Genomic DNA, 25,783 nt, shown 5'->3' on the forward strand with positions numbered 1-25,783 from the left:
CGTCAGCTGGACGCCTGCGCGACAGTGCTGGCGCGATCTTCCTGTTTGACCATGATCTTTCCGAACCGGAGATTCGGGATTATGGTCTAGGCGATCAGCACGCGCGGCTCGAAGCGGCCGTTGACCGGAATATCGAGCAGAAACGTCATGCCGGCTTGCGGATCCAGCAGGCGCTGTTTCTCATCCTTGCCCGACCAGGCGGAGGTGACCGCCAGCCGGTCGGCATTCCTGCCGACAAAGGCCGGGCAAGACGGCTGCGTCACCGGCATCGCGACCGATCGGATGAGCTTGCCGTCGGGCCCGTAGGCTTCGATGACGCTGCCGCCCCAGCAGGCGTTCCACAGAACACTGTCGCGATCGAGCACCGAACCGTCGATATAGCCCTTGGCCTTGCGGTGATCGACGAAGATCTTCGGTTCGCCGACCGGCAGGCCGGTCGCTGGATCGCAGGCGACGCGCATCAACAGGCCGGTGCTGGTATCGGTGTAATGGGCAACGGTTCCATCTTCGGAAAAGCAGATCGAGTTCGACACGGTGATATCCGAAAAGAGCCGGCGCAGCTCTCCCTTGTAGAACCAATAAATCGAGCCTACGGCCTTTTCCTCGCCCTTGCCCATCGTCCCGACCCAAAACGCGCCGCAGGGGTGGACGCGCGAATCGTTCGAGCGCGTCGTCGGATTGTCGGCCTCGATCGTCGTATGCAGTGTCATCTTGCCGGTCGCCACGTCGCGGACATGCAGGCCGGTTTCGGTGGCGATCAATTGTCTTTTGTCGTCGATGATAGCGATCGCGCTGGCCATCTGGCCAAGCTCTTGGATTTTGACCGTACCGCCGGAAAGGCGCTTTTCCAAAAGCTGGCCGTTGACGATGTCGAACCAGTAGAGCGTATCGGTGGTGGGGTCGTAGCTCGGGCCTTCGCCGAGCTGGCAGACATGGTCGGAAAAAACCGAGACGATGGCTTCGCTCATCCTGCCGTTCCAAACGCCGCATCCCAGGCTGCGACTGCGGCCTGGGCCCGCGTTGCCACCTCATCGACGCTCATGCCTGGCTTGAAAAGGCTGGAGCCAAGGCCGAAGATGCTGACACCTGATGCCTTGTAGCCGGCAAAGTCCTTTTCCGAAACGCCACCGACCGCGCCGACCAGCGTCTCAGCCGGCAAAACGGCGCGCATCGCCGCGATGCCGGCCGCGCCAAGCACGCTGGCCGGGAAGAATTTCAGCGCCGAGGCACCGAGCCGGATGGCCTGGAAGGCCTCGGTCGGCGTGAACACGCCGGGCATCGTCACCATGCCGTAATGCATCGCCCGGCCCATGACCTCGGCACCGATGTTGGGGCTGACCAGCAGCCGCCCGCCGGCCTTGTGCAATCCGTCGACATCGGCTGCGGTCAGCACTGTCCCGGCGCCGACCAGTGCCGTCGCCGGCAGCACGTCAACAATCCTGGCGATCGAGGTAAACGGGTCCGGCGAATTGAGCGGCACTTCGATCGCTTCGATGCCGGCCTCGAAGATCGCCCGGCCAATGGCCACCGCCTCGTCCGGCTTGAGGCCGCGCAGGATGGCGACAAGCCCGCGCTCGAGCTTCGGAAACGGTGCGGTCTCGGTCATGCGGCAACTCCGCTTCCAGCAATCATGCCATTTTTGCGCGCCGCCTCGATCAGGCCGGCACGCACCGCCTCGTCGGCATCGACGGCTCTCACCGCAAGTCCGGCAAGACCGAGCGCCTCAGCATAGAGCGTGCCGAGCGCGCCGGAAGCGACCAGCACGACCGACCCGCCTTTGCCATAACGGCGGCTGGCCGAGGCGATCTCGCCGCCGATCAGCAGGCCGGACAGGCAAGCAGCGGCATCGCCGGGCTTCAGGTCCTGCAGCAGGCCGGCAGCGCGGATCGAGAACAGCCTCGACGTGACATCGCCGCCCTCGGCCAGCGCTTGCTCGCACCAGCGCTGAAAAAACGGATTGCCTGATGCAACCGGCTGTGGCTGCTCGCCCAGCAAATGGCGCAGGATCGAATGCGCCGCCAGCACCGAAAACAGCTCGCCGGTCGGCCATGTCCCGAAACCGGTAACGGCGCTGTCCTCGACCAGCACCCATTTCGAATGGGTGCCGGGCATGCAGACGAGATGGCGGGCTTTTGCCGGCAAACCGGCGCCGGCAAGCTGCGTTTCCTCGCCGCGCATGACGTCAGGCGCGTCGGCCTGGCGCTGGGCCAGGCCCGGCACGATGCGGATGTCGCGGCGCTGGCCGGGGACGCGCGCAGCGCCGGCAAGGATGGCACCGATCGGCGCCGGCACGGTGACATAGGGCGCCTCCAGCCAGCCCTGGCGCGATCCGGCCATGCCGCAGATGATGACGGGCATCGCTTCCGGCGCGCCCACCGCCGCCAGATGTGCTTCGAGGATGGTCGAAAAACCGGCGGCTTGCGCGGTGATCAGCCCGTCGTCGCCGCGACGCTCGGCAAGGATTTTTCCGGCCTCATCGACCAGCCAGACCCTGAGACGGGTCGTGCCCCAGTCGACGGCGGCGACAGAAGGCGCTTTGCTCGGAACTCCCGGGCTCACAGGAAGCCCCCATCGACGATCAGCATCTGCGCGGTCAGCATCCGCGAAGCGTCCGACGCCAGGAACAGCACCGTGCCGACAATGTCTTCCGGCTGCATCACCTGCTTGATGCATTGCTTGGCAATATGGGCGGCGAGCGCCTGTTCGGTGACCCAGAGCTCCTTCTGCCGCTTGGTGATCACCCAGCCGGGTGCGATCGCATTGACGCGAATGCCGTCGGCGCCGAGCTTGCCGGCAAGCCCCTTGGTCAGGCCGACGATGCCGGCCTTGGCCGCGGTATAGGCCGGCATATCGGGGTGGTTGATCAGAAACGATGTCGACGTGAAGTTGATGATCGAGCCGCCGCCGGCGCGCTTCATGCCCGGCGCTACCGCCTGGGCGGTGAAGAAATGCGGACGCAGGTTGACCGCCTGGTTGTTGTCCCAGAACTCCACGGTGACATCCTCCACCGCGTGGCGATCGTCAACTGCCGCATTGTTGATCAGCACCGTAACGTCGCCATGGGCTTCGGCCGCCTTGGCGGCTGAAGCCCGCAGCGCCTCGATGTCGCGTATGTCCGTCTTGAGATAGAGGGGCCGCCGGCCAAGATCCTTCTCGATGCGGTCGGCCAGCGCCAGGCTCGGGCCATCGGCGATGTCGATGAAGGCGACCTTCGCTCCCTGGCGGGCAAAACCCTCGGTCAGCGCCGCGCCGATGCCGGAACCGCCGCCGGTGATCAGCACCGATGCACCTTCAAGGTCGTCAAAGCGCGCCGATGGCATCATCTTTTTCTCCCTGCGCATGGCCCCGAAAATCGGTTTCGATTTTCGGAAAGGATCATGCGCAAAATCAAAGTGCTACAGCGTCCTTTGCGCGTCCAAAAAGGACGCGCGGCGCTGTAGGCTCAGTCGGCGCGCATCCTAGCCAGCCCGGTCGGGGGAGCAAGGGAGAAAAACGGATTCCGGAGGCTTATGTCAGACAAAAAGACGATCACGCCCCACTACGCGTCCTCGCAGCGCGGCCAACCCACGAAGGCATCGAGCGCACGCACAGCCTCGCTTTGTCTGCAACTGACCGACACACGCCCTGCTTGCAGCAGGCAATCCTCAAATGTCGCGATTGGCAGATGACCGGCGAGGTTGTACAGGCAAGCAGCCATACGATCCGCCGGAGATCCGCCATGCCTCTGAAAATCGCCGTCCAGATGGACCACATCTCCACCGTCTCGATTGCCGGCGACACGTCTTTCGCGCTGTCGCTGGAAGCGCAGCGGCGCGGCCATCAGCTCTTCCATTATACGCCCGATCGACTGTTGCTGCGCGGCGGCAAGGTGTTTGCCCGCATCGAGGCAATGCAGGTCCGCGATGAGAAGGGCAATCACTATTCGCTCGGCGAAGAAGTCCGCACCGACCTGTCGGAGATGGACGTCATCCTGCTCAGGCAGGATCCGCCGTTCGACATGAACTACATCACCTCCACGCATATCCTTGAGCGCATCCATCCCCGGACGCTGGTGGTCAACGACCCGGCCTGGGTGCGCAACAGCCCGGAAAAGATCTTCGTCACCGAATTTCCCGACCTGATGCCGGAAACGCTGATCACCAAGGACCCGCTGGAGGTCGCCGCCTTCCGCAAGGAGCTCGGCGACATCATCGTCAAGCCGCTCTACGGCAATGGCGGCGCCGGCATCTTCCACCTGCACGAGGCCGACCGCAACCTTGCCTCGCTGCTCGAGATGTTCGGGCAGTTGTTCCGCGAGCCTTACATCGTGCAGCGCTATCTGAAGGAGGTGCGCGCCGGCGACAAGCGCATCATCCTGATCGACGGTGAGCCGGTCGGCGCCATCAACCGGGTGCCGGCCGAGACTGATTCACGCTCCAACATGCATGTCGGCGGCCGCGCCGAAAAAACCGAATTGACGGAGCGCGAACGCGAGATCTGCGCCCGCATCGGCCCGTCGCTGAAGGAGCGCGGCTTTATCCTCGTCGGCATCGACGTGATCGGCGACTACATGACCGAGATCAACGTGACGTCGCCGACCGGCGTGCGCGAGGTGCAGCGTTTTGGTGGCGCCGATATTGCGAGCCTGTTCTGGGATGCGGTCGAGGACAAACGCAAGTAAGCGCACGCTTTGCGCAACAGTGTTTTTCCGACCCGTTAGCGCCGCGACGCCATCAGATTGTAGCGTCCAATTGTTCCCGTAATGTTCTTGCCTTCGCGTGAAATCTGTGGTTGTTTCTGGTAAACGCCGTTCGCGGCATGATCGCATGGGCTTCGGGCGAGCCCATGTCCGGGGACAAAAAATGGTGGCAAGGGTTCGCACGGTCGCTTTCCAAGGCATTGAGGCCGTGCCGGTCGACGTGCAGGTGATGATCGCGCCGGGCAAGGTCAACATGCACATCGTCGGCCTCGGCGACAAGGCGGTGGCCGAAAGCCGCGAGCGGGTTCAGGCAGCGCTGCATGCGTCGGGCCTGTCGATGCCGTCCAAGAAGGTCACGGTTAACCTGGCGCCGGCTGACCTGCCCAAGGAAGGCAGCCATTACGATTTGCCGATCGCGCTCGGCCTGATGGCGGCATTGGGCGCCATTCCAGGCGACATGCTGTCCGGCTATGTCGTGCTTGGCGAGCTGTCGCTCGACGGCACCATCGCCGCGGTGGCCGGCGCGCTGCCGGCGGCGATCGGAGCCAATGCCGAAGGCAAGGGCCTGATCTGTCCTTTCGCCTGCGGCCCGGAAGCGGCGTGGGCCGGCAAGGATTTCGACATCCTGGCGCCACGCAGCCTGATCGCCATCGCCAATCATTTTCGCGGCACGCAGGTGCTGTCGCGGCCGGAAGCCGGCATCCATGCCTCGGCGCGCGACCTGCCGGATCTCGCCGACATCAAGGGCCAGGAGACCGCCAAGCGAGCACTGGAAGTGGCGGCAGCCGGCGGCCACAATCTGCTGAGGTTGTGGCCAATTGTTATTTTGGAGACGTATCGCAGGCTGGAGCGCCAAGGCGGAGCGGGACGACCTGTTGTGCGTAGCTATTCCTATCCTGACCAAAGTGAGCATACAGGCCGGAATGGCCATAGGGAACCAAATGAAACTGTCACTGATCGGAAGATCCGCCTTAACACTGGAGAATTACATTGACGGCAAAATGGGGGGCCATTTTCTGTCGGAGAAGTTTTTGGAGGGGCTTGCCGAACGACGCAATGAAATCAGCCAGCGACTAGCAAAAGTGTCATCCAGTTTATTCCTGTTGGCCACGGTTCTGGCGTTCTTTGCCAATGTGAGCGGAAGCGTCACCTTCCTCGGCGCTTCCGTCAGAATCTCGCCTGAATTTGCATCGGCACTTGCCATGCTAGTGGCAGCCAGATTGGTCGGTACGATATATGTGCTGCTGGATCAGATTGTCTTAGACCGCTACATCTCATCGATTGGATCGAAGGTGGGCATGTTTTCGTTCCCGCTATTCCTTCTACACAAGACCGCATTCAATCTGTGGATCGATCCTTTGACGCCAAGATACTATGGTCCAAAATCAAGGCGGCCCCAGCACATCACAATGCAGCTAATGATTTTTTTCGCTATTTGTCAGTTTCTAGTAATAGTAATCTATCCGGCTGTGGTCTGCGGTTATCAGATTTGGACGGTATTAAGCAACAACAGCACCAATGCAGACGTGTTCTTCTCTTGCATCACTTCACTATTGCTGTTATTTGCCGCATTTAATGTTGTCGTATTCTGCATTAAATTCAGCTTCGATGCTGCCGACTTTAACGAATCTGATGGTCAACCAACCGAAGAGTTTCTTGCCATTCTCCGAGCCAAAGAGGCCCAAAGATCTGCCTAGTTTGTCGCCGCTAAGGCGCTGAACGCTCCTGCGTTTCGCCGGGAATGGGCGACATGATTCTCATGCCTATCCAGTACTCTCATGAATTATGCGGTTCGCTTTCTTGATGAACTTTACGAGTTGACCAACCCGCTCTTCTAAATCAAGCCGAGACCAATCGGTTTCGTGTGCCAATGCCGCCTTTGCAAATTTGATCTTATCAACTTTTTCGACGACTATCCCTTTTGATCCCGTGTAGGCCAAACCATTCGCATAGTCGTCACCCTTGTAGGTTGCCCCGACAGAGCCGACGTGGATCAATTTCGAAACACTATCTCTCGTTTCATCGGAGAGATAATTCTCGATTTCCTTCCCTTTGGTGACCCAGCTAAAGCCTGAAACACCCGCAAACTCATGAACAATGCGCTTCTTTGTCTCGTTTATTTTTGCGTGCTTTGATCGCTTGTCGCTGTCAATCAAAATGCAAGGGAAGCGATTAATCGGCAGCAACTGAATGAATTCGCCGAACTCACTGTCCTCCACCTTTAAATGACTTAGAAGGCGGCCGCCGTAAAACATGATGGAGTAATGAATACCTTCAACCAACATGGGATCTTTATTGGAGATCCAGTGGTTCAGATAGAGTCGGTCAGAAGGCCCTTCGACCCAAACGATACAATTGCTCTGTAAAAGGTCGCTGGGACGATAGCCAAGGTCGTCACAAATCGCACGTCTGGACTGCCGACTAATCGCACGCCGGAAGTACGTGCTCCCTTCCTTCAGCTCGACGCTAAAGACTGCCGCATCGGCCGCATCCATCACGTGTGCCGAATGGGTTGTGATAAAATATTGGTTGGTCGTCTCCGCTTGCAAGAATCTCATAAACTGCCGTTGAAGCTCGGGATGCAAATGAAGCTCCGGCTCTTCAATGCAAACTATTGAATTGGACACAGAGATAACGTTGGCAGCCATTAGAATGATTTGATGAAGGCCTGTTCCAAGCGCCTCAACGGGCAGTACCCGCCCATCCATGTTGATATTTATGGTTGATTTATCGTGAGGAATTTCCACCCTCACGTCCGTCCTAGACAGGATGGTATTTATGAACCGCTCAATTGACGCAAACCGAAGGCGATCCTCCTGCTTGTCCCAAGGCGGACTAGCTAGGGCCGCTAGGGTGTCTATAATCTCATCATGGCCCGCCGAAGCTCCGAACTCTGATCGAAACTCTTCTAGTCTAGTGTCAATCCGTCGCAAGGCTTGGATGACCTTAACATCCGTCGGTCGAAAGAACGGTTTTACGAATTTTTGTAAAATCGCCGGAAGCCAATCATCAATACCCCCACCGCTGCCATGGGTTAGACCCGACCAAAGATTATATATCTTCCGCAATTTTTCGTCATTCAATTGCCCAGCCATCGACCTTATGAGGGCGACATCTCTGTAAATCTCATCTCCTTTCTCCGCTACCGGCAGCCAGACCATTTCTCCATTGTTTGCCACCGTCGACAGTTCGGCCAATACGCTAACGATGTGGTCGGCGAAATGGACTCTTTTGGCTTCTAGGGTCTCCTCGATAAGCGTCTTGTTGATAGGAAATAGCATCCAAAAAACCCCTGAAGGTGTATACCCACTGCGTGGCATATCGGTCGGTGAAATCGTGGGATTCTTGCCTGACAAGGCTGCAGCTACGTACCGACTTATGTAGCGAATGACATTCGATTTTCCGGAATTATTCTGACCAATAAATATATTGATCTTTTCAAACGGACCGATCTCTTGAACGTCTCGATATATGCTTCGAAAGCCTTCAATTCGAAAGCCATAGATTGGTAGTCTCAACATCCCGCTAACCCCTGCTCTTATGGGAATGACTGTATCCGACCATCCGTGCCCCACAAGGGTTGTATTGACATTTTGGGAATTTTGTCCCACAATTTCTTAGAGTCTATTGGGAAGGATACGGCATGTTTGTGGGCTACGCTAGAACCAGCACTGTTGAGCAGCAGGCCGGCTATGAGGCGCAATTTCGGGACTTGAAATTGCAGGGGTGTGACAAGGTTTTCAGCGAACAGGTGTCCTCGGTCAATTCCAATCGTCCGGAGCTTGAACGGGCAATCGATTTCGTCCGGGAAAAGGATGTTCTCGTTGTTACCCGACTGGATCGCCTCGCCCGCTCGGTTTCCGACCTAAGTCAGATCGTTGCCCGTCTGGAAGCCAAGCACGTCGGTCTGAAGATTTTGGACATGGCGATTGATACGACCTCGCCGACCGGTCGGCTGCTGATGAACCTCGTCGGATCGATTGCCCAGTTCGAACGTGAAATCATGCTGGCACGACAGCGTGAGGGCATCGCCAAGGCGAAGGCTGAAAATAAGTTCAGGGGCAGAGCACCAACCGCACGCCGCAAGGCGCACCAGATCATGGAGTTGCATCGGGCCGGGCAAGGCGCATCCGAAATCGCCATGGCAACCGGAGTCGGTCGCTCCTCGGTTTACCGGATCATCGCCGACGCCCCGGTCCAATAGAAAGCCAAAGCCGGACTAAAAATGAACAGCAAATCAACCAAGGCCAAACGAAAGGCGATTCCCGGATTCACGCTGGCTGAACTTGACGAAAGGGATGGCGTCGAGCGCTTTGAACATTTGGTGGACGCTTTCGACAAATATCTCGCCAGCGAGAAACGCAGGTCATCAGGGGTAATGCCTCCCCACGGTGTAAATGACAATGAACACCGCTGATGAAGTCAGGGACAGCGGCAATTGTCGGAATGTAGCGTGGCTGGTGGCGATGGGATTAGGCGCTCGATGTGCGCACTTGGAAAATCGGAACAAGGTTCTGTCGCCACTGTCCAAGCAGGACACATTGGGCGCCTGCCACTTATACCAGCCAGAACCTTCGTCTGCCCCCATCATACGCAACGGGACATCCGACCTAGATCAAGGCGCAGCTCCCCTTCGTCGGACAGCGACTATGCCCATCCAAGACCGGAGCACTCAACGGTGTTCGGCACGTTGTAAGTACGTGCCTATCTTTCTAATGGCGAAATATTGTTTCTATACTCGACCAAAGAAAGCAATAATATTTCATTATTCTTTGCTCTTTGATGAATAAATAAAAATAAGTGATGCGTAATACAGGATATTTGCTGACCCGCTAAGCGTATAAGGCAACCTTTTTTATTATCACCACGTGCTAAGCACATTCATCATGAATTTTTTTGAACGGCAAAAGCCAACAACATCATAACTATATCTAACAACAGGAAAGACTAATACCAAAATGGATGACGAAGAAATAGACAGAATATTAAATTTCAATAACATTCAAAAACCAAATTCTATAAAACCAATTCTCGACGGGTACAGAGAAGAGTACAGAATCATATATATGGAATTTTTATCCTCAACAAGACCAGACAGATATGAGATTGCGAACTTCAAGCTGTCACAGGTTCTATTCGAAATGAACCTATCCATACTTTTTATGCTTCAATCTCCCAATCCGGAATCGAAGCTGGATGTTTAGTATCCGATTGGAGCAAGCCACTCACCATGCTCTCGGTGTTCTCGCCAAACGATCTTCACTCAACACCAGTGCTCTGGCTCGGCGGATCATCAACGATTATTTAGTCAGGTACGGCACCCAAGTGGTCCGGGAACTCATCCTGCACGAAACCCAAAAACATGATCTGAACCAGTTTGTCACAATTTCGTTCGTCCCGGCCAATGATCCGGAATCCGCTTATAGGCAACTTTCCGGAGGAACCAAAGGTGCCACGACGCCGACAAAACGGTTCGTCCTTTTCGAAAGCGATAGCCCGACAGGAGAACGATTGGTCAAAGCCTATTTTTCTGCGATGCGCAGAAAGTTTAGTGGCCGAGGAAACCTGCCTGCGTTGGGCGTCTGTGAGACAATCAAGAAGAATGGTGTCGATGCCACCTTCTTGCACTATCACTGCCTACTGGCGATCCCCTGCCACGAGGAAGCCCGTTTCGAGCAGGCCACGACCGATTTTTGGACGAACATAGGGAATCGCCATTTCGGCGTCGCTATCACGTGCAAAGTCGAACGAGCGAAATCGAAGGAAGCCGTCGCAAGCTATGCGCTGAAAAATGTAGGTGCGGATTATCCAATCGATTCGATAATTATGGTGGGGTTCGATCAGACAATGTCAGGGACACCATCACCCTAGACCGGCATTAAGTGGATGACGGCGCCGCACTCGGATTGGCCAGAAGGACCTTGAGCTTGGCTATGTCGCTCACGTCTTCGAGTCGATGTACCATTCGATGACAGTTGGCACAGAGGACCGCAAAATCTGTTGCCACGTCATAAGATGCAACCTCACCCTCTTTCAAATCCGAGAGTGGCCGCAAGTGGTGGGCTTCGATGTAGCCGTCTCCAAGGTAGCCATAGATTTCGCCAAACGAAATTCGACAGGCCTGACAGCGGGCCCCATGATGTTTTTTTGCTTTTGCGGCGGCAACTGGGTTCCGCTCGATCCGGCGATGCATACTGTATTGCCGCTTCTCAAGGATCGTGGAGTCATCCCCCGGGCCTCCCTCGTCCGGACTGTCGTAAACTGCATCTATTCCGCCTCGGAAAACTAAGATCCGATAGAAATTGATCATGTCCGCTATGTCAGCCGCTAGCGCCGCTTCAGTCGGGAGGTTAGTCAGCGTGTATGAGCGTCCGCACGCATGACCCGCCTCGTATCCGGCAGGCAGAGTGCCATTTCCATGCAAGGTAATCTCAGTTTCAGGAAAACGGGCTAGCGCCTCTGGAATTTTCCGACGGATTAATTCGGCCCGTGTACTCAGCACCTTCACATATCCCCTTCCGAATTCGGTTTGGATAGCGGTCGTGCCTTGATTTAGCGACAGATAAGCAATCTGATCGTGCGGGTCGAACAACAGGACTGGGTAGTAGCCATGCGTCGCCGTGCCGGTGACGAGTTTGTGAAATAGAGCTATCCAAGGAATCGCCGCCCAGTTCCCCTGACCGGCGCTCCCTTTGACCGCAATGTCACGACTATCCGGAACATGGGACGCCACAGCATCCCTCGCTTCATGTCTTATGAAATCGGCCAGAGGGTGGCCTTTTGGATTGTCCGCCGCTGAAGCGGCACCATACTCAGTTAGAACACGATCTATTGCCGCCCGAACCGTTGCCACGATCTAGTCCCCCACTCTTCCGGACGACATCGGTAGCTGATTATTGTCCGAACTTCTACCGTTCGACCAAATACCCCTTCAGCCGGTCACCCACGCCATCCTAGACTACAAGCGGTGAGCCGCTTGCCAGCATCTGTGCAAGCACGGCCTGTTCAGCATCGTTGGGCACCAGCTTCCTTATCCACCCATCCCCCATAGCAACCAGTAGCGTACCAGCACACACCAGCCTGTGCTGCTGCACCTATCCACTGATATGACCGCTGGTGTAAGCTGTCCTGATTCAATGAGGGGCAGTTTCATGAACATCAGGCAGGGTTTCAAGCGGATTTACATTATCGGCGTGGTAGCAGCCGAATTGGCGCTGGTGATACGGCCACTGCTCACCATTGGCATGACGGCACCAACGAGGGAAATGCGGGCAAGAGCCATGCAAATTGCGACCATGGAGTTTCTGTTGCTTCTGGTTGCTGCGGCAATCGTTTGGGTAATAATTGACTGGATTTGGCGTGGGTTCAGCGAGCCCGGCGCATAGGAATATGCTCTTGATCCGCTCTCATGCCTGCCCCCGTCAGCTAGTCTGCCGGCTAGGATGCGAATGACAGTCTTCATATCCATGCCAACAGGCATGCCGTCTGTTGCGTCCCTACGGCCCTCGTAAAGGGCTTTGAGCGATGGCCCGAGAAGTCAGGTCGACTGAGACAGATTGGCAGCGGAAGAGGCGCCCGAACACCTCGTCAACACGGTGCGCTACGCATCGAAGTACCATGCAAAATGGGTTCTGCATGACAGCGCATTCGAACTTCCAAGTTAGGCGGGGGCGTTCCGGCCACTGTCTAGGCCGAGACTAATTCCGCTATGTCAGTCAGCGGACCAAGATTAAGGAAAACTGCTGTTGATGGGCGAGTTTTTTTTGGAGCCAAGATAGCCCGAAACTCTCGTTGATAAGCGTATCGGAAATGCTTCATGAAATGGACCTCCGCAGGAGTTTCGACATCAATCAGCTTGCAAGGGTCATAATATACCACCGGGGAAAAATTGGCCTGAGCAATCACATCGCTGGGGTTCTCTACGTTGTGCTTGTATATGCTTTTGACGATACGTCTTTTAAATTCCGCAACATCTCGAATAATAATGCAACTGTCTGCCTCGAACTCGGCATACATCCTTAGTTCATAGATGCAGGAAAACGAACAAACCCAAAATTCAGCATTAAGTTCATAATAGCCTCCATTGCTGACATGGACTTGGTTTTCATTGTCAAATTGGGCAGGAAGAAGAGCGCCGTCGGCATACGCCAGTGAAGGCCCAAATCGAAGCTGCCCACTGTCAAGGAGCGCACTGTTGTGCGCCTTGGCTGAGAACCGGAATATTGTTTCTGGATTTCGATAGGTAGTAGAGAAGAATTTATTTGAGCTTCGAAATTCTGGTTTAACAGCCCACGGCTGATTAAGAAGAATCTTCTCCGCATCAACCAATTTCCGCTTGTTGTTTGCTTTTTCTATTCTTTGCCCCCTAAGCTCGCCTTCGTACGTCACCTCTATCAGCATTCTCAGAAAATCCAACTGCGGCAAAGCGTAGTATATTCCATCATCGATTGTTGCGTCTGGCTTATATTTCCCAGTCTCCCAATCCAGTACCATAATGTTGTCGAAAACATCACATATCCTACTTTCGAGGTACTCCATCGATTTCCCAAGTAAGTAGCGATTTTTTAGATATTCACTACGCCAAAGCCGTGGCATTTCGGTGTTCATAGACAATGGCTTTGGAAATCGACGAATTTCTTGGACGCTCGGATTGAAGGCCGATCCATGGGCGTCGTCCTGATCCTTCATACCGCTCTCATTCCTCCAAAATGGATCTTTGACACAAGATTGACACCAAAGAAAAGAGCCAATAGCTGGCTGATATTGTTTGTATATTTCAGACACCGGGTCTCGAAGCGCTAAGAGCCAGTATGGACTTTTTTAAATTCTTCCTGTAACCGGGTGGCCGTGGGTAACTTTCCTTTCTGACCACGTGGGAAGTCCATATTGACCACCACAAAGGCTTCTGTGGCGTCCGCCGAGTCGGGGTATATCACCCGGCTAGCGCCACCTTTGAAGCGCACCAGAAACTTGGACTCCATCCGTGATAGCTTCCTGACCATCTTCTGACCAGTAGCAGGATCAATTAGATCCCGATCTTTGTACATATGTATGGATTCCACCACGCCACGGATGTGTTCTGCAGCTTTCGCTCGCAATGCGTACAGTTCTTCGTCGCTAATACCTTCAGGGAATCCTGCAATATCAACTAGCTTTGACCTTCGACGGGACTCCAGAATCTCTGCCCGCTCTTGGTTTAAATGATCGACCCGGCCCTTAATCTCACTTAGCCGAGTCTGGTGCTTTCCCATCTTGGCCTTCACCACATCCTTGGGCAGGTCATCATCTTCGAACAACTCAATAAGCTTGTTCAGCTTGGAGTCGATGTCCAGCCTTTCACCCTGCAACTGTTGCAACTGGCCATTGATAAATTCAACACGGTCACCTGTTCCGCCATTGATGACAGCTTCGAGGTCTATCTCTCTGACATAAGACAAGAACGATTTTTCAAAGTGTTTGTAGCGCCAGCCATGGCGTTGCCGACAGATTCCCTTTTGTGCGCCGCAGTAGAGCGAGGTTCCTCCCTTCACCCCCTTGTTGATGAAATGCATTTTTGCGCCGCAGTCGCTGCAAAACGCCAGACCGCTAAAAAGATTGCTATAGGCTTTACCCTTTCGCCCGGCTTTGGTGCGGCGACCAGCCAGAGTAGCCTGATTGGCATGGAAGGTTTCCGGCAAGATAATGGCCGGGAAATAATAGAGCTCCGGCTCGCCTTCGGGAGTCCGGTGCTTGTCTTCCCGGCTTTTTCGGCACGGCTGATATTCGCCTATAACAGCCCGATTTTTCAAAAGCTTCTTGATGGATGAAACACCCCAAGCGTCTGACCGTCCGAACGTCGGCACACGTTCCTCGTTGAACCTTCGTGCGATAACGAAGGCCCCTTGGCCTGCCAATGAAAGATCGAAAACACGGCGAACGATGGCAGCCCTTTCCTTATTGACTATGAATTCGGTCCTATCGTCGGATAACGTAAGCCAGCCGGGGCAAAGGCTTGTCAATTTGCGTTTGCCGATGTTCAGGCGCTTGCCTCTCCAGTTATTAGCCCCTCGCTGGCGCTTCATGGCCGACTCTTCATGCGCCCGAGACATATAAACGATGGACATGATGAGTTTGGTCATATCCACCGGCTTGCGGTATTCCGTTTGGTCGGCAAGCGTTACAAGGACGATGCCGTGCCGGGTGATTTTCAGAAAAAGCTCAACGGCAGTGTCCACCATCTGACGGCTTAGCCGGTCGAAGGACTCTACCAAGAGGTAGGAACCCTTCGGTATTTTCTCGGCCTCCACAGCTTTTATGAACTGGCCAAGCGCTCCATCCGTAAGATTTTTCCCGGTGAAGCCCGAAAGCCCCTCATCTCTAATGATGTCTTCCGAAACAAGGTCCAAGCCGTGCTTTTCGGCATAGTCGACGGCCATTTGAACCTGTCGCCGATTGCTGTCTCCGGCCCCCTGAAGCACCGTTGACCAGCGGATGTAGGAATATGCTCTTGGCCGATTATTTGATTTCAGATTCATGGAGGTACCCCTTGTCACCGGACATAGGAAGCCGCCCAAAGGCATACAAGCCAATGGAGGCGGACTGTCAGCGGAAATAGGCTACACTCTCCTGATGGTCGGACCGCCGGGATCGGGAAAATCGATGCTGGCGCAGCGGCTGCCGTCGATCCTGCCGCCGCTGGCGCCGAGGGAATTGCTCGAAGTCTCGATGATCGCATCAGTGGCAGGCGAACTCGGCGAGGGAAAACTGACCGACCGGCGGCCGTTCCGAGCGCCGCACCATTCGGCCTCGATGGCGGCGATGGTCGGCGGCGGCCTGCGCGTGCGGCCGGGCGAGGCCTCGCTTGCCCATCACGGCGTGCTGTTCCTCGACGAGTTTCCCGAATTCTCGCCGCAGGCGCTCGATGCGCTGCGCCAGCCGCTGGAGACCGGCGATTGCATGATCGCCCGCGCCAACCATCGCGTCACCTATCCGGCGCGCATCCAGCTGGTCGCGGCGATGAATCCGTGCCGCTGCGGCATGGCCGGCGAGCCGGGCTATCGCTGCCTGCGCGGCGACCGTTGCCGCACCGACTACCAGGCGCGCATTTCCGGCCCGCTGCTCGACCGCATCGATCTCCGGATCGAGGTGCCGGCGGTCTCGGCCAGCGATCTGATCCGGCCGGACCGGGCGGAGAAAAGTGCCGCGGTGGCATTGCGCGTGGCACGCGCCCGGACGATCCAGCGCGAGCGTTTCGAACGGCTCGGCGCGACCTCCGCCACCACCAACGCGCATTGCTCGCCCTCGGTCATCGAGGAGATCGCGATGCCGGATGCATCAGGCCTGTCGCTGCTCAGGGATGCCAGCGAAAAACTCGGCTTTTCCGCGCGCGCCTATCATCGGGTGCTGAAAGTGGCGCGGACGCTGGCCGATCTCGAGGCCAGCGAGACGGTCGGCCGCATCCATCTGGCCGAGGCGATTTCCTACCGCATGAGCTCGGAGCGGATGGCGCAGGCGGCGTGACGTTTCCCTCCCCCTTTGAGGGGTGGGGGACGCCGAGCCTACCTCACCCGCCTCCTTAAAGGTTGAACCTTCGGGTCAGGCCGATGCACGTGCCTTCAGCTCCAGCCGCCGCGCGTGCAGTACCGGTTCGGTGTACCCGTTGGGCTGGGTGCGGCCTTTGAAAACCAAGTCGCAGGCAGCGAGGAAGGCGATCGATTTGTCGAAGTCCGGCGCCATCGGCCGGTAGAGCGGATCGCCTGCGTTCTGGCGGTCGACGACGCCGGCCATGCGCTTCATCGTCTCCATCACCTGGTCCGAGGTGCACACGCCATGATGCAGCCAGTTGGCGATGTGCTGCGAGGAGATACGCAGCGTGGCGCGGTCCTCCATCAGGCCGATATCGTTTATGTCAGGCACTTTCGAGCAGCCGACGCCCTGGTCGATCCAGCGCACGACATAACCCAGAATGCCTTGGGCGTTGTTGTCCAGTTCCTTCTGGATGTCTGCCTGAGACCAGTTCGACTGCACCGCGACCGGCACCGACAAGATGTCGTCGAGCTTTGCCTTGGGCCGGCTCTTCAGCGCCACTTGGACGGCATACACATTGACCTTATGATAGTGGGTGGCGTGCAGCGTCGCCGCTGTCGGCGACGGCACCCAGGCGGTGTTGGCGCCGGCCTTGGGATGGGCGATCTTCTCGGCCAACATTGCCGCCATTAGGTCGGGCATCGCCCACATGCCCTTGCCGATCTGGGCATGGCCGGCCAGCCCGCATTCCAGCCCGGTGTCGACGTTCCAGGCCTCATAGGCGGCAATCCAGGCGGCCTGCTTCATGTCGCCCTTGCGGATCATCGGGCCGGCTTCCATCGAGGTGTGGATCTCGTCGCCGGTGCGGTCGAGGAAACCGGTGTTGATGAAGACGACGCGGTCTTTGGCGGCGCGGATCGCCTCCTTGAGGTTCACGGTGGTGCGCCGCTCCTCGTCCATGATGCCCATCTTGATGGTATTTTCGGTCATGCCGAGCAGCGCCTCGACGCGGTCGAAGATCTCGACGGCGAAAGCGACTTCCTCCGGCCCGTGCATCTTGGGTTTTACGACATACATCGAGCCGGCGCGTGAATTGGCGCGGCGCCCGTTCGGCCCAACATCGTGCAGCGCGATCAACGCCGTCATCGCCGCATCCATGATGCCTTCCGGCACCTCGTTGCCGTCGCGGTCCGTTATCGCCGGATTGGTCATGAGGTGACCGACATTCCTGACCAGCATCAGCGAGCGGCCGGGCAGGCTCAGAGCGCCGCCATCAGGCGCGGTATACGACCGGTCGGAATTGAGTTTTCGTGTAAACGTCTTGCCGCCCTTCGTGATCTCCTCGGCAAGGTCGCCCTTCATCAGGCCGAGCCAGTTGCGGTAGACCACGACCTTGTCCTGCGCATCCACCGCCGCGACCGAATCCTCGCAGTCCTGGATGGTGGTCAGCGCCGATTCCAGCACGACTTCGGCAATGCCGGCCGGATCGGTCTTGCCGATCTGGTTGCTGCGGTCGATGACGATCTCGATATGCAGGCCATTCTTGGTGAGCAGGACGGCTTCGGGATTGGCGGCGTCGCCGCGATAGCCGGCAAACTGTCTGGGGTCGGCAAGCGTGGTGGCGCCGGCGCCCTCGCCCAGCCGCAACATGCCGTTGGCAACCGAAAGCCCGTTCACCCCTGCCCATTTGCCCGAGGTGACCGGCACCGACTCGTCGAGAAAATCCTTCGCCCAGGCAATGACCTTGGCGCCGCGCACGGGATTGAATCTGCCTCCCTTCTCGGCGCCGCCGGTCTCGGGAATGGCGTCGGTGCCGTAGAGCGCGTCATAGAGCGAGCCCCAGCGCGCATTGGCGGCGTTCAGCGCGTAGCGCGCGTTCATCACCGGCACCACCAGCTGCGGCCCGGCAACCACCGAGATCTCCGGGTCGACATTTTCGGTCGTCACTGAGAAGGCCGGACCTTCCGGCACGAGATAGCCGATCTCCTTGAGGAACCCCTTGTAAGCTTCCATGTCGCTGGGTGCGCCATTGTCGCGATACCAGCGGTCGATCTGGTCCTGCAGCGCGTCGCGCTTTTCCAGCAGCGCCCGGTTCTTCGGCGAAAGATCGTAAACGATTGACGCAAAGCCAGTCCAGAAGGCGTCGGCAGCAATGCCGGTGCCCCGCAGCGCCTCGTTCACGACGAAATCATAAAGCTCGCGGGCAAGCCGCAATCCGGCGATTTCGACGCGATCGGTCATCAGGGCTTCTCCAAGGCTTTGGCCGGGTTGCCGGCACCGGGGGCTTTGACATGTCGGGTTTGCCCGGTCAATTCGGCTTAGTGTGAAGGTAGGGCATTTTCGCCGCCAGCCAAAGCTGCCAATCTCCCGCCACTTGGGAGATGCCCGACAGCCCGAGTTCCTCGCCCCCGCAAAGCGGGGGAGAGGTGGCCGCGAAGCGGACGGAGAGGGGGCATTCGTAAGGCGCAGTCCCCTCTCCGTCTCGGCTTCACCGAGCCACCTCTCCCCCACCTCGTGGGGGCGAGGAACCCAAGCTGGAATGATGCCCCGATCGACAGTCCCTTCTGGCCTGCCGGCCATCTCCCCCAAGGCAGGAGATTGGCTAAATCACACCGCAATCCTTGGCCTGCCGGACGCCACCGCTACCACATGCGCCTCAATGAACATGCGCTGGCCTTCGACGGTCGAGACGCGGAACTCGCTGGCGACCTCGATTTCGGCGCTGTCTGTGCCGGCGTCCTTGGCCCGTCCGGCGGCAATGGCGCGGACATCGGTTTCCGCCGCCGCGATCGCCGCTGCCTCGTCGAGAAAATCGCGGACTGTCTCCCCGGACGAAACGCGAAACAGCCCTTCCTTGGGCTGGCTGACTCGCGCCTCCGCCGAAACCCTGACCTGACCGACGACGGCGCCGAGCGCATTGGCGACGTCGGTATCCTCGGGCACCACGCAGCCATTGCCGACCAGCGGTGGCAGCCCGCCATAATGCAGCGGCGCCGAGGCGCCGAGGCCGATGACCGGGCGGTCGAGCGCGACGCTGAGGCGGGCGATGCCGGGGTGCGCGTCGACAGCGCGCTGGACCAGCGCGTGCGCCACGGTCGCCGCGCCATCCAGCCCATCCTCGGCAAACGCGGTTTCGAGGATGACTTCCGCCGACAGACGGGTCAGCGTGGTCAGCACCCGTTCCGAGATCGCCTCCGGCGAGGCGGCGATTGATTGCCCGCGGCCGTCGCGCTTGCGGGCGAACAGTTCTGCGCCGAGACGGGCCGCGGCGGCATCCCAATTGGCCTGCTTGCCCAGCACATGGGCGGCGTCCGACGGCGTGAAGCCGGCGACATGCACCAGCCCGCGGGACACCAGCCGGTTCAAGGTGGCGTTCTGCGCGTTCGAGGTCAAAAGCCGGTCGACGGCGAGCGGGGTCGCACCGATCAGCTCATAAAGCTTGGCCTCCGCGCCGGTCAGGCCGGCGGCCAGCCGCTCCGGCACGCCGGTCCTGACCGCCAGGCGGCCATCCATGCGGCCGGGGTTGGCCGCCCGGATTTGGCGTTCCAGTTCGACAGTCACCGCTTCGCCATGCATCATGCCGGCCAGCGCCAGCGGCACCAGGCGGCGCGGCCCTAGCAGGATTCTTGGGTTGAGCGTGCCGTCCTCCAGCGCCACTTCGGAATCGCCACCGAGCCCAAAAGTGCGCATGGCCACCGCCTCGACCATGGTGCGGAAGCCGCCGACCGTGGCGCCTTCCGGATCGAGCCTGGGACGGCCCCTGTCGAGCACCGCAACGTCGGTGGTTGTGCCGCCGATGTCAGACACGACAGCATCGTCGAGGCCGGTCATGTGGCGGGCGCCGACGAGGCTGGCGGCCGGGCCGGAAAGGATCGTCTCGATCGGCCGCTGGCGGGCAAAGGCGGCCGAGACCAGGGCGCCGTCGCCGCGCACCACCATCAGCGGGGCGACAATGCCCCGCGCGGCGAGAAAACCTTCGGTCGCCGCGACCAGCCGGTCGATCATCGAAATCAACCTGGCGTTGAGCAGCGTCGTCAGCGCCCGACGCGGGCCGCCGAGCTTGGCCGAAAGCTCGTGGCTGGCGGTGACCGGCAGGCCGGTCTTTTCGCGGATGAGGTCGCGCGCGGCGAGCTCATGCGCCGGGTTGCGGGTGGCGAAATAGGCGCAGACGGCAAAGCCGGACACCGAAGCGCCGAGTTCCGGCAGCGCGGCCTCCAGCTCGGACAGGTCGAGCTTTGCCGCGTTGCCGTGGACATCATGGCCGCCGGGGCAGAACACCACAGGGTCGGTGCCGAGTGCCGCCTTCAGCCCGTCGCGAGCCAGATCGCCTTCGGAAAAGCCGATCATCACCAGCGCCACGCGGCCGCCCTGGCCCTCGACCAGCGCGTTGGTGGCAAGCGTCGTCGACATCGACACCAGTTTTATCGCTGCAGGGTTGGTGCCGGCTTTCTGCAGCACCGCGTCGACCGCGCCAGAAATGCCGACCGCGAGATCGTGGCGGGTGGTCAGCGCCTTGGCCTTGGCCAGCACTTTGCCGTTAGCGCCGCCGGCTTCCGACCACAGTACGGCGTCGGTATAGGTGCCGCCGGTGTCGATGCCGAGGAACAGGGGGAATGGCTTGGCGGTCATATTTTAGCAGCGGTCCGGGGCGGCGAGGTTTTTGCTGTGAAGCCCTTAGCCGATATGGCCCGGCCGATAAAGCCGCGAGCGCTGGGCCAGGTGAGCGTAATCTCCCCCCTTGAGGGGGAGATGGCCGGCAGGCCAGAGGGGGTCGTCTCGCGTGAGCGCCGGCATCCTCTGTCCGCGATCGAGTCGCGTCAGGACGTACCGTACCCCCCTCTGTCGCCTTTGGCGACATCTCCCCCTCGAGTGGGGAGATTCCCCGCTCACGGCACCAGATCGATCTCCTCGGTCTCGCCACCGCTGCAAGTGTAGCAGCAATCGTCGCATTTTTCGGTGTTGCCGGGGCCGACGCCCCAATAGGTGCCCTCGTCGCCGTCGACCCAGGCGCCGTAGCAGATCGATTCACCGTCATCGCAGGACAGCGGGATCGACTTGGTCTCGCCGTCGCTGAGATAATAGTCCTGATCGTCGCCCGGCCAGACATAGTCGCGGTCCTGGCTGTAGAGCTCGACGCGCATGGCGTTGGGATGGCTGTTCTTGATCGCGAAAGTGACATCGCCTGCATGCGCCGCCGGCGCGAACAATGCAGCAAGACAGAGCGCGACGGCGATGCGCCGCGCGAAAGCGTAAGACAACATGATGATCCCCCCGGAATGAAACGGCCTGCCCGGCCGCGAGGAGACCATGGCATGGCGGCGGGGCGGGTGGAAGGGGTGGCAGTAGTTCTGCGCGTCGCGAAAAGCGCGATCTTTCCTTCTCCCCCTTTGTTTGGACTGGGGGCATCGCGCTTCTGCCCTTGAACGGCATCCCGAACCCCCTCGCGCACAACGCGCAAAACTGTTCGCGATGTCCTCGCACACCTGTTCGCGATGTCCCCAGTCCAAACAAAGGGGGAGAGGGGGAGCGTCTACCTCAACACCGCACATGCGGCGCGAACCGCCGGATCGCCGCGATCACGTCGGCGCCGGTGATGTCGAGCGAGGAGATCTCCATATGGACGATGTTCTTGCCGAAGGGCAGCAACAGGCCGAGCGCATTGGCCGGCGCATATTTGATCGCATCGGGAGGTGGCTCGGTCAGTTCGAAGCTGATCATCGCCGCGCCGTTGCCGGAGGTGAGGTGCGCGCTGCGCACCTTGTCCCAGGGCACCAGCACATCGCCGCCGCGCCGGTCACGAAAGCCGCTGGCGTCGAGCACCACCTGGACCCCGGTGTCGAACGCCCCACGCGCGAGGAACAGACCAAGCCCGAGGCAGCCAAGCGCCAGCACCACCACCAGGAACAGCCCTTGGCCCGGAGCGCCTGACGCGAGCCCCTTCAGCGCGAAGAAGCCGAAGATCGCCGCGATCAGGAACGGCCCGAGCGCGGGAAAGATTTTTCCGGTGAGGCTGTTGCGGATTTCGAGCGGCGCGGGCATGGGCTGCCGCTCACCGTTCGGGTTTGAGCAGGGTCCAGATCCAGCCGATGAATGTGACGACCAGAAACGGATATCCCGCGGCAGGCAAGGGCGCCGAGGTTGGCAGCAACGGGGTGCCCCAGAGTATCAGGCCTGCCGACACGGAGAACAGCACGGCGGCCACCAACGCCGTCAGGCGCATCCACAAAGCGAAGGTTTTCGGCGCGCTGATCATGACCAGTGCTGCCGCCCAAAGCGAGATGCCGCCGAGATAGGAGGGAACGCTGGCCTGGAGGCCTGCCGCATTGCCTGATAGCAGCAGGCTCTCGCCGGCGAGGAAGGTCAGAAATCCGGCCGCCACGCCGTCGTTGCCTTCCCGCTGATACTTCATCGTCAACAGTGCGGCTGCCACCACGAGTGCCACGCCGTCGATGGTCCAGAGTGTTTCGCGAAGCTCGGCGCTGTCCTCGAAGGTGCCGGCAAGGCCGAAAACGCCACCGATCGCCAAGCCGATTGCGGCGACGATATCGGAGATCGCAGGGCTTGCGGAACGCATGTGAGAGCTCCCTTCCAAGCCCAAGGATACTTCAGGAAGGGACGTTCTCCAATCGCTGGCTTTCGTAGCCTCCGGCCCTTAATTCTTGAGATTAAGCGGGCGCTGCCCCGCCAAATCGCCCATCTTCAGCGCCTGGATAAACGCCTCCTGCGGGATATCCACCTTGCCGAACTGGCGCATCCGCTCCTCTTTCTGCCTGGCCAACAGGTCGCCCTTGCGGATCACGGCGCCGCTGGGCGCTCCCGGCAAAAGTAAAGGATCGCGGCTATGACGCCCAGCAATACGAAACCATATAGCGAGAGCGCCACGGCTCGTTCTGCTGCTTCCAAGGTGATCAACCTGCCCTGGTTTTCGTTGCGCGCGATGATCGCAGTGACCATTGCGTCATGATAAAATAATATGTTGACCGCCATGACGAAGACGCCGCTCGCCAGCAAGACACCATTGAGCAATTTCGCACCGGTTGCGAACCTCAGCAACATGATGCCTCCCAAACCAAAGAGCGCTCCATAGACCGTCATCGCGACCATCTTGAGCGGTGTTTCCTCGACCATGAAAAGGAACGGCACTCCGGTGCCAGGCTCGGTCCCGCGCACCAGCTCGTTGAGGCCGGACAGGAATCCGACCGTCCCAAGGAGGAGGTTTGGCCATTGGCGAAGCCGCACGCCCGCTTCCCATTCAGCAACGGCGTAGGAGAGCAGATACTCACCGAGCGAGAGGTTCAGTAGGCGACTGATCGACAGCAAGACCAGGGAGATGACGATTTGCGCCGACCATGGCAAAGGTCCGCCAAACGCAGCTTCCGGGAGTGGTGGCACTAGATAGACAGCCAAACCTACGACGGCGTTGATCCAGATGAAGTCGAGAAAAAGCGAAAGGAACGGGACAACGTATTTGCGCATGGAGCGATTTTCCCCAAGGACCCCCGAGCCAAAGATACAATCGAGGGTGGAAAACGCAATGGCGGGTGGGTCGTTACACCCAATCTCCACCGGGCAGCTTCAACGCCGCGCTGGCGGGGGTTCCGCTGCCTCCGGCAGCTCCCCCGCTTTCGAAGCCTGTCATCGATCCACCGGATCGATGACTTGGCGCGCTGCGCGCGCCAACCGGCTTCTCAATCCCCCATCTTCAGCGCCTGGATAAACGCCTCCTGCGGGATATCCACCTTGCCGAACTGGCGCATCCGCTTCTTGCCCTCTTTCTGCTTGTCGAGCAGCTTGCGCTTGCGCGAGACGTCGCCGCCGTAGCATTTGGCGGTGACGTCCTTGCGCAGCGCCGAGATCGTTTCGCGGGCGATGACCTTGCCGCCGATGGCGGCCTGGATCGGGATCTTGAACAGATGGTGCGGGATCAGCTCCTTCAGCTTCTCGCACATCAGCCGGCCGCGCTTTTCCGCCGCCGTGCGGTGGACCAGCATCGACAGCGCGTCGACCGGCTCCTCATTGACCAGGATCGACATCTTCACCAGGTCGCCCTCGCGGTAGTCGGTCAGATGATAGTCGAAGGATGCGTAGCCCTTGGAGATCGACTTCAGCCGGTCGTAGAAGTCGAAGACGACCTCGTTGAGCGGCAGGTCGTAAGTGAGCATGGCGCGCTTGCCGACATAGGACAGGTCGGCCTGGATGCCGCGCCGGTCCTGGCAGAGTTTTAGGATACCGCCGAGATACTCGTCCGGCGTCAGGATGGTGGCGCGGATCCACGGCTCCTCGATAGCCTGGATTTTGACCACGTCGGGCATGTCGGCCGGGTTGTGCAATTCTTTCGTCGTGCCGTCGTTCAACAGCAGCCGGTAGACGACCGACGGCGCGGTGGCGATGAGGTCGAGATTGAACTCGCGCTCCAGCCGCTCCTGGATGATTTCCAGGTGCAAAAGGCCGAGAAAGCCGCAGCGATAGCCGAAGCCGAGGGCCGCGCTGGTTTCCATCTCGTAGGAGAAAGAAGCGTCGTTGAGGCGCAGTTTGCCGACCGCGGCGCGAAGATCCTCGAAATCGGCGGCGTCGACCGGGAACAGGCCACAGAACACCACCGGCTGCGCCGGCTTGAAGCCGGGCAGGGCCTGTGCCGTCTGGCGCTTGTCCTCGGTGATGGTGTCGCCGACGCGGGTGTCGGCCACTTCCTTGATCGAGCCGGTGAAGAAGCCGAACTCGCCGGGTCCAAGCTCGTCGACATTGACGCGGGCCGGCGTGAAGACGCCGGTGCGCTCGACGAGGTACTTGGCGCCGGTGCCCATCATGCGGATGGTCTGGCCCTTCTTCAGCACGCCGTCGATGACGCGGACCAGCACGATGACGCCGAGATAGGCGTCGTACCAGCTGTCGACCAGCATCGCCTTCAGCGGTGCTGTGATGTCGCCCTCGTGCGGCGGCGGCAAATCGTTGACGATCGCCTCCAGCACGTCGGGAATGCCGAGCCCGGTCTTGGCCGAGATCAGCACGGCGTTGGAGGCATCGATGCCGATCACCTCCTCGACCTGCTCGCGGATGCGCTCGGGCTCGGCGGCCGGCAGGTCGACCTTGTTCAGCACCACGACGATCTCGTGGTTGTTGTCGATGGCCTGGTAGACATTGGCCAGCGTCTGCGCCTCGACGCCTTGAGAGGCATCGACGACCAGCAGCGAGCCTTCGCAGGCGGCGAGCGACCGCGACACTTCGTAGGCGAAGTCGACATGGCCGGGCGTGTCGATCAGGTTGAGGATATAGTCCTCGCCATTGTTGGCGCGGTATTTCAGCCTCACCGTCTGCGCCTTGATGGTGATGCCGCGCTCACGCTCGATATCCATCGAGTCCAGCACCTGCTCCTTCATGTCGCGCAGCTCCAGCCCGCCGGTCAGCTGGATCAGCCGGTCGGCAAGCGTGGATTTGCCATGGTCGATATGGGCGACGATGGAGAAATTGCGAATGTTCTTGATCGGCGTGGTCATGATGGGGCGGCTTTAGCAGGGGCAGCTTGCCCGGGCAAGCGGCCGGGCGCGGCGCCAGTGCAATCGCGTCAGGTTTGCGCTCACCCCGCCTGTGTTCCAGCATTAG

Annotated in this window: 22 protein-coding genes and 2 pseudogenes; 8 read left to right on the plus strand and 16 right to left on the minus strand. The window is 59.2% G+C overall.

The genetic code is table 11. The features are described from left to right. Positions 1-86 precede the first annotated feature (86 nt). The 4 genes from AC0L3N_RS14685 to AC0L3N_RS14700 are packed head-to-tail and all read right to left on the minus strand — an operon-like array spanning position 87 to position 3,323. Positions 87-968: an SMP-30/gluconolactonase/LRE family protein gene (locus AC0L3N_RS14685; RefSeq protein ID WP_473548254.1), complete on the minus strand. Its 882-nt coding sequence runs from the start codon at positions 966-968 to the stop codon at positions 87-89. Then, entirely contained in the window at positions 965-1,606 is a 642-nt protein-coding gene (locus tag AC0L3N_RS14690; protein ID WP_473548255.1) for a 2-dehydro-3-deoxy-6-phosphogalactonate aldolase, read from the minus strand. The genes AC0L3N_RS14685 and AC0L3N_RS14690 overlap by 4 nt, the downstream gene beginning before the upstream one ends. Continuing rightward, complete coding sequence (locus AC0L3N_RS14695; RefSeq protein WP_473548256.1) at positions 1,603-2,559, minus strand: 2-dehydro-3-deoxygalactonokinase; 957 nt, start codon at positions 2,557-2,559, stop codon at positions 1,603-1,605. Before AC0L3N_RS14695 ends, AC0L3N_RS14690 begins: the two co-directional genes overlap by 4 nt. Beyond that, a complete protein-coding gene (locus tag AC0L3N_RS14700) occupies positions 2,556-3,323 on the minus strand; it encodes an SDR family NAD(P)-dependent oxidoreductase (protein ID WP_473548257.1) in 768 nt (255 codons plus the stop codon). The genes AC0L3N_RS14695 and AC0L3N_RS14700 overlap by 4 nt, the downstream gene beginning before the upstream one ends. Positions 3,324-3,718: 395 nt before the next feature. Between AC0L3N_RS14700 and gshB the strand changes: the two genes are divergently transcribed. The 3 genes and pseudogenes from gshB to AC0L3N_RS14715 all read left to right on the plus strand — a co-directional run bounded on the left by gshB (position 3,719) and on the right by AC0L3N_RS14715 (position 6,375). Further along, on the plus strand, positions 3,719-4,660 hold the full coding sequence (gene gshB, locus AC0L3N_RS14705; RefSeq protein ID WP_473548258.1) for a glutathione synthase: 942 nt from the start codon (positions 3,719-3,721) through the stop codon (positions 4,658-4,660). A 181-nt stretch (positions 4,661-4,841) separates the two neighbouring features. Further along, positions 4,842-5,495: pseudogene (locus AC0L3N_RS14710) on the plus strand (magnesium chelatase domain-containing protein); the annotation flags it as partial. A 124-nt stretch (positions 5,496-5,619) separates the two neighbouring features. Continuing rightward, the gene (locus tag AC0L3N_RS14715) at positions 5,620-6,375 is read left to right on the plus strand and encodes a hypothetical protein (RefSeq protein WP_473548259.1); all 756 of its coding nucleotides are present in this window, start codon (positions 5,620-5,622) and stop codon (positions 6,373-6,375) included. 66 nt (positions 6,376-6,441) lie between these two features. Here AC0L3N_RS14715 and AC0L3N_RS14720 read toward each other — a convergent pair whose 3' ends face one another. After that, complete coding sequence (locus AC0L3N_RS14720) at positions 6,442-8,199, minus strand: ATP-dependent nuclease (RefSeq protein ID WP_473548261.1); 1,758 nt, start codon at positions 8,197-8,199, stop codon at positions 6,442-6,444. 122 nt (positions 8,200-8,321) lie between these two features. On the opposite strand from AC0L3N_RS14720, the gene AC0L3N_RS14725 reads away from it, so the two are divergent. The 3 genes from AC0L3N_RS14725 (at position 8,322) to AC0L3N_RS14735 (ending at position 10,549) form a co-directional block, all read left to right on the plus strand. Next, positions 8,322-8,882, plus strand: coding sequence for a recombinase family protein (locus AC0L3N_RS14725; RefSeq protein ID WP_473548262.1), 561 nt, complete (start codon positions 8,322-8,324; stop codon positions 8,880-8,882). 21 nt (positions 8,883-8,903) lie between these two features. Then, positions 8,904-9,095 (plus strand): hypothetical protein, encoded by a 192-nt coding sequence (locus AC0L3N_RS14730; RefSeq protein ID WP_473548264.1) that lies wholly within the window; start codon positions 8,904-8,906, stop codon positions 9,093-9,095. A 779-nt stretch (positions 9,096-9,874) separates the two neighbouring features. Beyond that, positions 9,875-10,549, plus strand: a complete 675-nt coding sequence (locus AC0L3N_RS14735; protein WP_473548265.1) for a hypothetical protein — start codon at positions 9,875-9,877, stop codon at positions 10,547-10,549. A gap of 7 nt (positions 10,550-10,556) precedes the next feature. Here AC0L3N_RS14735 and AC0L3N_RS14740 read toward each other — a convergent pair whose 3' ends face one another. Further along, entirely contained in the window at positions 10,557-11,531 is a 975-nt protein-coding gene (locus AC0L3N_RS14740) for an MrcB family domain-containing protein (RefSeq protein ID WP_473548266.1), read from the minus strand. A gap of 298 nt (positions 11,532-11,829) precedes the next feature. Here AC0L3N_RS14740 and AC0L3N_RS14745 point away from each other — a divergent pair, with 298 nt between their 5' ends. Continuing rightward, positions 11,830-12,063 carry a hypothetical protein gene (locus AC0L3N_RS14745; RefSeq protein ID WP_473548268.1) on the plus strand — a complete coding sequence of 78 codons (234 nt, stop codon included), beginning with the start codon at positions 11,830-11,832 and terminating at the stop codon, positions 12,061-12,063. Between the two features lie 301 nt (positions 12,064-12,364). Here AC0L3N_RS14745 and AC0L3N_RS14750 read toward each other — a convergent pair whose 3' ends face one another. Next, positions 12,365-13,366, minus strand: coding sequence for a hypothetical protein (locus AC0L3N_RS14750; RefSeq protein WP_473548269.1), 1,002 nt, complete (start codon positions 13,364-13,366; stop codon positions 12,365-12,367). Between the two features lie 110 nt (positions 13,367-13,476). Next, positions 13,477-15,192 carry a recombinase family protein gene (locus tag AC0L3N_RS14755; RefSeq protein WP_473548270.1) on the minus strand — a complete coding sequence of 572 codons (1,716 nt, stop codon included), beginning with the start codon at positions 15,190-15,192 and terminating at the stop codon, positions 13,477-13,479. A gap of 64 nt (positions 15,193-15,256) precedes the next feature. Here AC0L3N_RS14755 and AC0L3N_RS14760 point away from each other — a divergent pair. Continuing rightward, positions 15,257-16,177: pseudogene (locus tag AC0L3N_RS14760) on the plus strand (YifB family Mg chelatase-like AAA ATPase); the annotation flags it as partial. A 75-nt stretch (positions 16,178-16,252) separates the two neighbouring features. Here the strand turns inward: AC0L3N_RS14760 and AC0L3N_RS14765 are convergent. The 8 genes from AC0L3N_RS14765 to lepA form a co-directional block, all read right to left on the minus strand. Next, on the minus strand, positions 16,253-18,424 hold the full coding sequence (locus AC0L3N_RS14765) for a malate synthase G (RefSeq protein WP_473548272.1): 2,172 nt from the start codon (positions 18,422-18,424) through the stop codon (positions 16,253-16,255). A 366-nt stretch (positions 18,425-18,790) separates the two neighbouring features. Continuing rightward, positions 18,791-20,812, minus strand: a complete 2,022-nt coding sequence (locus tag AC0L3N_RS14770; protein WP_473548273.1) for a hydantoinase/oxoprolinase N-terminal domain-containing protein — start codon at positions 20,810-20,812, stop codon at positions 18,791-18,793. A 257-nt stretch (positions 20,813-21,069) separates the two neighbouring features. Continuing rightward, positions 21,070-21,441: a hypothetical protein gene (locus AC0L3N_RS14775; protein ID WP_292183641.1), complete on the minus strand. Its 372-nt coding sequence runs from the start codon at positions 21,439-21,441 to the stop codon at positions 21,070-21,072. A gap of 277 nt (positions 21,442-21,718) precedes the next feature. Next, positions 21,719-22,222: a hypothetical protein gene (locus AC0L3N_RS14780; RefSeq protein WP_473548275.1), complete on the minus strand. Its 504-nt coding sequence runs from the start codon at positions 22,220-22,222 to the stop codon at positions 21,719-21,721. 10 nt (positions 22,223-22,232) lie between these two features. Next, complete coding sequence (locus tag AC0L3N_RS14785; protein WP_473548276.1) at positions 22,233-22,757, minus strand: hypothetical protein; 525 nt, start codon at positions 22,755-22,757, stop codon at positions 22,233-22,235. 78 nt (positions 22,758-22,835) lie between these two features. Further along, a complete protein-coding gene (locus AC0L3N_RS14790) occupies positions 22,836-22,982 on the minus strand; it encodes a hypothetical protein (RefSeq protein ID WP_473548315.1) in 147 nt (48 codons plus the stop codon). Further along, the gene (locus tag AC0L3N_RS14795; RefSeq protein WP_473548277.1) at positions 22,979-23,659 is read right to left on the minus strand and encodes a hypothetical protein; all 681 of its coding nucleotides are present in this window, start codon (positions 23,657-23,659) and stop codon (positions 22,979-22,981) included. Before AC0L3N_RS14795 ends, AC0L3N_RS14790 begins: the two co-directional genes overlap by 4 nt. Before the next feature lie 212 nt (positions 23,660-23,871). Continuing rightward, positions 23,872-25,677, minus strand: a complete 1,806-nt coding sequence (gene lepA, locus AC0L3N_RS14800) for a translation elongation factor 4 (protein WP_473548279.1) — start codon at positions 25,675-25,677, stop codon at positions 23,872-23,874. Positions 25,678-25,783 lie beyond the last annotated feature (106 nt).

The organism is Mesorhizobium sp. WSM4807, from assembly GCF_055811615.1.